The following is a 6370-nucleotide window of genomic DNA, read 5'->3' as shown; positions in this document are numbered from 1 at the left end:
GGGGGAGGTGGGGGAGGGTGGGGTTGGGTGTCGCCGTGGGGGGAGGACAACCCCAGGCCTGCCTGCAAGGGTCAACCTGCCCTGGGCAGGTCAGCCAGCACCGCCTCGATCTCGGCCAGTACCGCCGGATCGTCCAGCGTCGAGGGCGGCACGTAGGCCTGCCCGTCGGCTATCTTGCGCAAGACGGCGCGCAGGATCTTGCCCGAGCGCGTCTTGGGCAATCGCTTGACCAAGCGCACCCGGTTGAAGCAAGCCAATGGGCCTATGGCTTCGCGCACGCGGCCGACCAGATCGACCAGCAACTGCGCCTCGGCAATCTGCTCGCCGTCCTTGAGCACCACCAGGGCCAGCGGCACCTGGCCCTTGATTTCATCGTGTACGCCGATTACTGCACATTCGGCCACCGCCGGGTGGCAAGCCACCAGGTCTTCCATTTCCCCGGTGGACAGACGGTGTCCGGAGACGTTGATCACGTCATCGGTGCGGCCCATGATGTAGACGAAACCCTCGTCATCCAGATAACCGCCATCACCGGTGTGGTAGTAGCCTGGGTAGGTCTGCAGGTAGGCCTGCAGATAACGGGGATGGTCGCCCCACAAGGTCTGGCTACAGCCCGGCGGCAGCGGCAAGGCGATGACGATCGCGCCCTGTTGGTTCGGGCCGAGCAGTTGCCCTTGCTCATCCACGACCCGCACGTGGTAGCCAGGCACGGCGCGGTTGCTCGACCCCGGCCGTGCTGCGCTACCGGCAAGGCCCACGCATGGGGCGGTGACCGGCCAGCCGGTTTCGGTCTGCCACCAATGGTCATGCACCGCCTTGCCGGTGACAGTTTGCAGCCACGCATGGGTGCTGGAGTCGAGCTTTTCCCCCGCCAGAAAGAGCTGGCGCAGTGAACTCAGGTCATGCGCACTCACCCCCGCGCCGTCCGGGTCTTCCTTGCGAATCGCGCGCATTGCGGTCGGCGCACAGAACAACGCGTTGACCCGGTACTGCTCGATCACCCGCCAATAGGCCGCAGCGTCCGGGGTACGAATCGGCTTGCCCTCGTAGAACACCGTGGTGCAGCCGCTCATCAGCGGGCCGTAGACGATCAGCGAATGGCCCACCACCCAGCCAACGTCAGAAATGCCCCACCACACGTCACCAGCCTGCATGCCGTAGACATGGCGCATGGCGTAGCACAGGGCAACTGCGTTGCCGCCGTTCTCGCGTACGATGCCCTTGGGTTTGCCGGTGGTGCCTGAGGTATACATGATGTACAGCGGATCAGCCGCACCCAGCGCCACTGGGGCTACCGCCTCGGCGGCGCTTAGCGCGGCCTGCCAGTCCAGGTCGCGACCTGCCTGCAACTGCGCCAGCTTCTGCGGCCGCTGCAGCACCAGCACCTTGCGCGGCTGGTGCCGGGCCAATTGCAAGGCACGATCGACCAGGGGCTTGTACTCGATCACGCGGTCGAACTCCAACCCGCACGAGGCGGTGAGCAACAACGTTGGCCGGGCGTCGTCGATGCGCAGCGCCAGCTCGTTGGCGGCAAAGCCGCCGAACACCACCGAATGCACGGCGCCGATACGCGCGCAGGCCAGCATCGCCATGGCTGCCTGCGGCACCATCGGCATGTAGATGATCACGCCATCGCCCTTGCCCACACCGAGTTGACGCAACAGCCCCGCCAGCCGTGCGACCTCCTCGCACAACTGGCTGTAGGTGAAGACCTGCTGCACCCCAGTGACGGGCGAATCATAGATCAGTGCCGGCTGCTCGCCGCGCCCCAGCTCGATCTGCCGGTCCAGTGCCAGGTAGCAGCTATTGAGGCTGCCGTCGGCGAACCAGCGATGGGTACCGTCGGCATTTTGTTCGAGAGTTTGCGTGGGCTTGCGGTACCAGGCCACGGCTTGGGCCTGTTCAGCCCAGAAAGCAGCAGGGTCGGTAATGGACTGGGCATAGCTGTGGTGGTAGGTCATGGCAGAAGAACCCGGTACTTGTTGTTATTGAAGGGCGAACAACGAGTATGGATCGCCACGCCAGGGCTGCCACGGGACTAAAGTCCTATCGGACCTGCAAATTTGCAGCGTGGACAAACTCGCCCCCTAACAGCGCGAAGTCTCTAGAATAGGCCACCCTTTCGCCACCGAGCAGCCCATGGACATCGAGCAGGCCCGCACCTTTCTGGAAATTGTCCGTTGCGGCAGCCTGGTCGCCGCCGCCGAGCGCCTGTTCGTCTCGCAGACGGCGATCACCGCGCGGGTGCAGCGCTTGGAGCAGCAATTGGGCTGCCAGTTGTTCGTGCGTAGCCGCAGCGGGGCCAGCCTGACGAGCGACGGCGAAGCGTTCGTCAGCTATGCCAACCAACTGGTGCAGACCTGGGAAGCCGCGCGCCGTGACCTGCCATTGCCCGAGGGCTGCCAGCAGGTACTGCACGTGGCCGCTGAAGTCAGCCTGGGCAACCCATTGCTGCTCGACTGGGTCAGCGCACTGCACCGCGAGTTGCCAAGCCACGCCATCCGCAGCGAAGTCAGCGACGGCGAATCATTGCTGCGCAAGGTGGAGATGGGCTTGCTCGACGCCGCCCTGGTGTATCAACCGGTGTATGGACCGGGCTTGCAGGTCGAACAACTGATGGAAGAGAAGCTGATCAGGGTGCGCCGTGTGGAGCAGCCAGAGCCCTACATCTACATCGATTGGGGCGATGCATTCCGCCGCCAGCACGACGCCGCCCTGCCCGACTGTGCACGTCCGGCATTGAGCTTCAACCTGGGGCCGCTGGCGCTGCAGTTCATTCTCGACCAGGGCGGTAGTGGCTACTTTCGCACGCGTGTGGTCCAGGCCTATCTGCAAAGCGGCGTCTTCGAGCGAGTACCGCAGGCGCCGGAATTCACTTACCCGACGTACCTGGTGTACCCGCGCAAGCGTGACAGTGAAACGCTGCAACACGCTTTCAGCGTGCTGCGCAGGCTGATCGCCGCTGATCGGAGCGACTGGTCACAGCGCTGGGACCCGCGCTTGTGAAGCGCCGCTGGTGGTACTGAGCAGCTGGCGCTTGAGCCCGGCGATCAGGTCGGTTTGGGTCACCACGCCTACCAGTCGCTCGCCGTCGAGTACCGGCAGGCAGTGCAGGCCTTGCTCGCACAGCAGTGGCAACAAACGCTCCAGCGGGTGCCCGCGGGTCACGCTGACCACTCGCCGGCTCATCACTTGGTGCATACGCACCGGCTTGCGGCCAAACAGCCCACGCCAACTGAACTGCCCACGCTGCATCGCCGGGCCTACCAGGTCGCTCAGGCTGACGATCCCTACCAACTGGCCCTTATCCAACACCGGCAGGGTCTTCAGGTGGTGGCTGGAGAGCATCTTCCAGGCTTGGTCGAGGGTGGTTTCGGGGGTTGCGAACTGCACATCGCGTGACATCACCGCCGCTGCGGTGATGCCGCCCAGGCTGCGCTGCAAGGCGTGCTGCTCGGTAGCCAGAATGATCCGCTCCAGCTCGTCGCGGCCGACGTCGACGAATTCGCCCAGCTCTTGCAGCGCTTGGTCCAGATCATCGCCGCGAATGCCAACCCGCTCGCTCGGCAACGGGTCGCGGGTGTGGTGCAGGTCCTTGCGCGCGCTCGCGCCATGGGGATAACGCACCCCGGTCAGACGGTTATAGACGACCGCCACGGCGATCAGGATCACAGCGTTGAGCAGTACCGGCTCCAGCAGGTGATCGCCCAGGGCGGTCAGTCCCGCGTCGGCCAGCACCGCACTGACCGCCACGCCGCCGCCCGGTGGATGCAGGCAACGCAGCAGGCACATCAGCAGCAGCGAGCCGCCCAGGGCGAGCGCAGCCACCCAAAGTTCAGGCCCAAGGCACTGGCGCAGCACAAGGCCAAGCACACCTGCCACGGCATAGCTGCCCACGACCGGCCAGGGCTGGGCCAACGGCCCGGAATGCACGGCGAACACCAGCACTGCCGAGGCGGCCAGCGGCCCCAACAGGTGTAACGCGATGCCAGGACCGTAGGCAAGGCTGGTCAGCCAGCCGGCGAGAAACAGGCCAAGCGACGCACCGATACCGGCGCGTAACCACTGTTTCGGTGGAATGTTCAACGGCGCAGGCAACAGCCGCTGCAGACGACTTTGGGAATGCATGGCAGACATTTGCTAATCGAGATCTGTAGTTTTTTTGCCGAAAAAAGCCCAGCCGAATCGCACTGGGCGTCGTACCCCATGGCGATACTTAGAGGGGCTCCGTCCTTGGAGAGATGGAAACCGCAGGGTTTCGCGAGAACGGAGTGTGCCGAGCGCAGCGGCTGAGGGCTAATTCAAAAAAATGCCGATCAAATGCAATTTTTTTGATGGAGGCGTCAGGATTTCCCCAATGGCCCAAGCCCAGTTACACAGCCCGCTGAACACGACGAGCCGGCAGCTCGAGACTGACCCGCAAGCCGCCCAAGGGGCTTTGCTGCAGTGCCAGTTGGCCGCCCCAGGCTTCGACGATATCGCGCACGATGCCCAGTCCCAGGCCATGACCGTCGACTTGCTCATCGAGCCGAGATCCTCGCTCCAGCACTTGCAAGCGCTGGGCCTCAGGAATTCCCGGGCCGTCGTCATCGACCCACAGTCGATACCCCTCCGCGCTCGTGGCGATACCCAGGCGAACCTCGCTGTCGGCCCATTTACAGGCGTTGTCCAGCAAGTTGCCAAGCAGCTCCAGCACGTCCTCACGGTCCCACGGCAGTAGCAGGCCAGGCGGCACGTCGCGTTGAAGCTGCAGGCCGTCGCCGTGGATCATGCCCAGTGTCGCCAGCAGCCCTGGCAACTCGGCGTCGCAGTCGAACTGCGCACCGGGCAAGGCATCGCCCGCCAGCCGTGCGCGGTTCAGCTCGCGGGCCAGGCGCTGCTGAATCTGCTCAAGTTGCTCGCGCAATTGCGCTTGCACTTCGGGGCGATCACGCAGGCGCTCGCTGGAGGCCAGGCTGAGCAATACCGCCAGCGGCGTTTTCAGCGCATGGCCGAGGTTGCCCAAGGCATTGCGCGAGCGGCGCAGGCTGTCTTCGGTGTGGGCGAGCAAGTGGTTGACTTGATCCACCAGCGGCGCCAATTCAATCGGCACGGCAGCGTCCAGCTGCGAGCGCTGGCCCTGTTGCAACTGGGCGATCTGCCGACGTGCGCGTTCCAGCGGGCGCAGCGAACGGGTGACGGTGATGCGTTGCAGCACCAGGATGATCAGCAAGGCCACCAGGCCCATGCCCAGGCCGATCTGCTGCAGGCGGCGAAAACCGTCGCGCACGGGCGAGTAATCCTGGGCGACGCTGATCGAGATGTCCTGGCCAAGGCGTCGGTAATCCGCGCGCAGGGCCAGCAGCTGTTGCCCTTCGGGGCCTAGCACATGGCTGTCGGAAAGGCCGGGGGCAGCAGGCTTGGGCATGTCCAGGTCCCACAATGAACGCGAGCGCCAGGTGCCGTGCTCGAAATCGATACGAAAGTAATAGCCGGAGAACGGTCGCTGGTAGGCTGCCGACACCCGGCGCTCATCCAGCTGCAGGCCGGACGGCCCCCGTACCAAGGCCACCAGCAGGTTTTCGCTTTCCTTGCGCAGGCCGTTTTCCAGATAACGCTGCAAACCGGCCTCGAACAACCACAAGGTCAGCTGCGCGAGGACCACGCCAACCACCACCAGCACGGCCACCAGACCCAGGCTCAGACGTGCCTGGATCGATTTCATCCGCCGCTCCCGGCATAGCGGTAACCCTGACCACGGCGCGTCTCGATCACGCTGCGGCCAAGCTTGCGGCGCAGGTGATTGACGTGCACTTCGAGCACGTTGGAATCGCGCTCGGTTTCACCGTCGTAAAGGTGCTCGGCCAAATGGCTTTTGGAAAGGATCTGCTGCGGGTGCAGCATGAAGTAGCGCAACAGGCGGAATTCGGCGGCCGTCAGCTGGATGTCGACGCCCTCGCGGCTCACGCACTGGCGGCGCTCGTCCAGGTGCAGGCCGGCAGCCTCCAGCTTTGGCTGATTGGCCAGCCCCCTGGCGCGGCGCAGCAATGCCTGAATGCGCAATTGCAGTTCTTCAGGATGAAACGGCTTGCTCAGGTAATCGTCAGCGCCGGCCTTGAGCCCCTCGATGCGTTCGGCCCATGACCCGCGCGCGGTAAGGATCAGTACCGGCGTCGCCAGGCCAGCGGCGCGCCACTGCGCCAGCACCTCCAGGCCCGGCACCCCCGGCAGGCCAAGGTCGAGAATGATCAGGTCGTACGGTTCGCTCTGGCCCTGGTACACCGCATCGCGGCCATCGGCCAGCCAGTCCACGGCATAACCCTGACGCTGCAAGGCGGTACTCACTTCGTCGGCCAGCGGCACATTGTCTTCGACAAGCAACAGGCGCATG

5 protein-coding genes are annotated in these 6370 nt (G+C 64.7%); 1 reads left to right on the top strand and 4 read right to left on the bottom strand.

Going from position 1 to position 6370, the window contains the following annotated elements; translation table 11 throughout:
• Positions 1-71: 71 nt before the first annotated feature.
• Positions 72-1961, bottom strand: a complete 1890-nt coding sequence (locus tag ACLEJW_RS22910) for a propionyl-CoA synthetase (RefSeq protein ID WP_440778298.1) — start codon at positions 1959-1961, stop codon at positions 72-74.
• A gap of 178 nt (positions 1962-2139) precedes the next feature.
• Between ACLEJW_RS22910 and ACLEJW_RS22905 the strand changes: the two genes are divergently transcribed.
• Positions 2140-3006, top strand: a complete 867-nt coding sequence (locus ACLEJW_RS22905; protein ID WP_145182128.1) for a LysR family transcriptional regulator — start codon at positions 2140-2142, stop codon at positions 3004-3006.
• Here the strand turns inward: ACLEJW_RS22905 and ACLEJW_RS22900 are convergent.
• From ACLEJW_RS22900 to ACLEJW_RS22890, 3 genes are all read right to left on the bottom strand, one after another.
• Positions 2980-4137, bottom strand: a complete 1158-nt coding sequence (locus ACLEJW_RS22900) for an HPP family protein (RefSeq protein ID WP_313456244.1) — start codon at positions 4135-4137, stop codon at positions 2980-2982. The genes ACLEJW_RS22905 and ACLEJW_RS22900 overlap by 27 nt on opposite strands.
• 235 nt (positions 4138-4372) lie before the next feature.
• Positions 4373-5704, bottom strand: coding sequence for an ATP-binding protein (locus ACLEJW_RS22895; RefSeq protein WP_313456242.1), 1332 nt, complete (start codon positions 5702-5704; stop codon positions 4373-4375).
• Positions 5701-6369, bottom strand: coding sequence for a response regulator transcription factor (locus ACLEJW_RS22890; RefSeq protein ID WP_313456240.1), 669 nt, complete (start codon positions 6367-6369; stop codon positions 5701-5703). Before ACLEJW_RS22890 ends, ACLEJW_RS22895 begins: the two co-directional genes overlap by 4 nt.
• Position 6370 lies beyond the last annotated feature (1 nt).

This window comes from Pseudomonas sp. SMSB3 (assembly GCF_052041965.1).
Classification (GTDB): Bacteria; Pseudomonadota; Gammaproteobacteria; order Pseudomonadales; family Pseudomonadaceae; genus Aquipseudomonas.
Note: the sequence above shows the minus strand (reverse complement) of the source record. Positions and strands in the feature narration are given on the sequence as shown.

Bases quoted from the DNA above. Each gene is read 5' to 3' on its own strand.
- ACLEJW_RS22910 (WP_440778298.1), bottom strand. From the start codon at position 1,961: ATGACCTACCACCACAGCTATGCCCAGTCCATTACCGACCCTGCTGCT.
- ACLEJW_RS22905 (WP_145182128.1), top strand. From the start codon at position 2,140: ATGGACATCGAGCAGGCCCGCACCTTTCTGGAAATTGTCCGTTGCGGC.
- ACLEJW_RS22900 (WP_313456244.1), bottom strand. From the start codon at position 4,137: ATGTCTGCCATGCATTCCCAAAGTCGTCTGCAGCGGCTGTTGCCTGCG.
- ACLEJW_RS22895 (WP_313456242.1), bottom strand. From the start codon at position 5,704: ATGAAATCGATCCAGGCACGTCTGAGCCTGGGTCTGGTGGCCGTGCTG.
- ACLEJW_RS22890 (WP_313456240.1), bottom strand. From the start codon at position 6,369: ATGCGCCTGTTGCTTGTCGAAGACAATGTGCCGCTGGCCGACGAAGTG.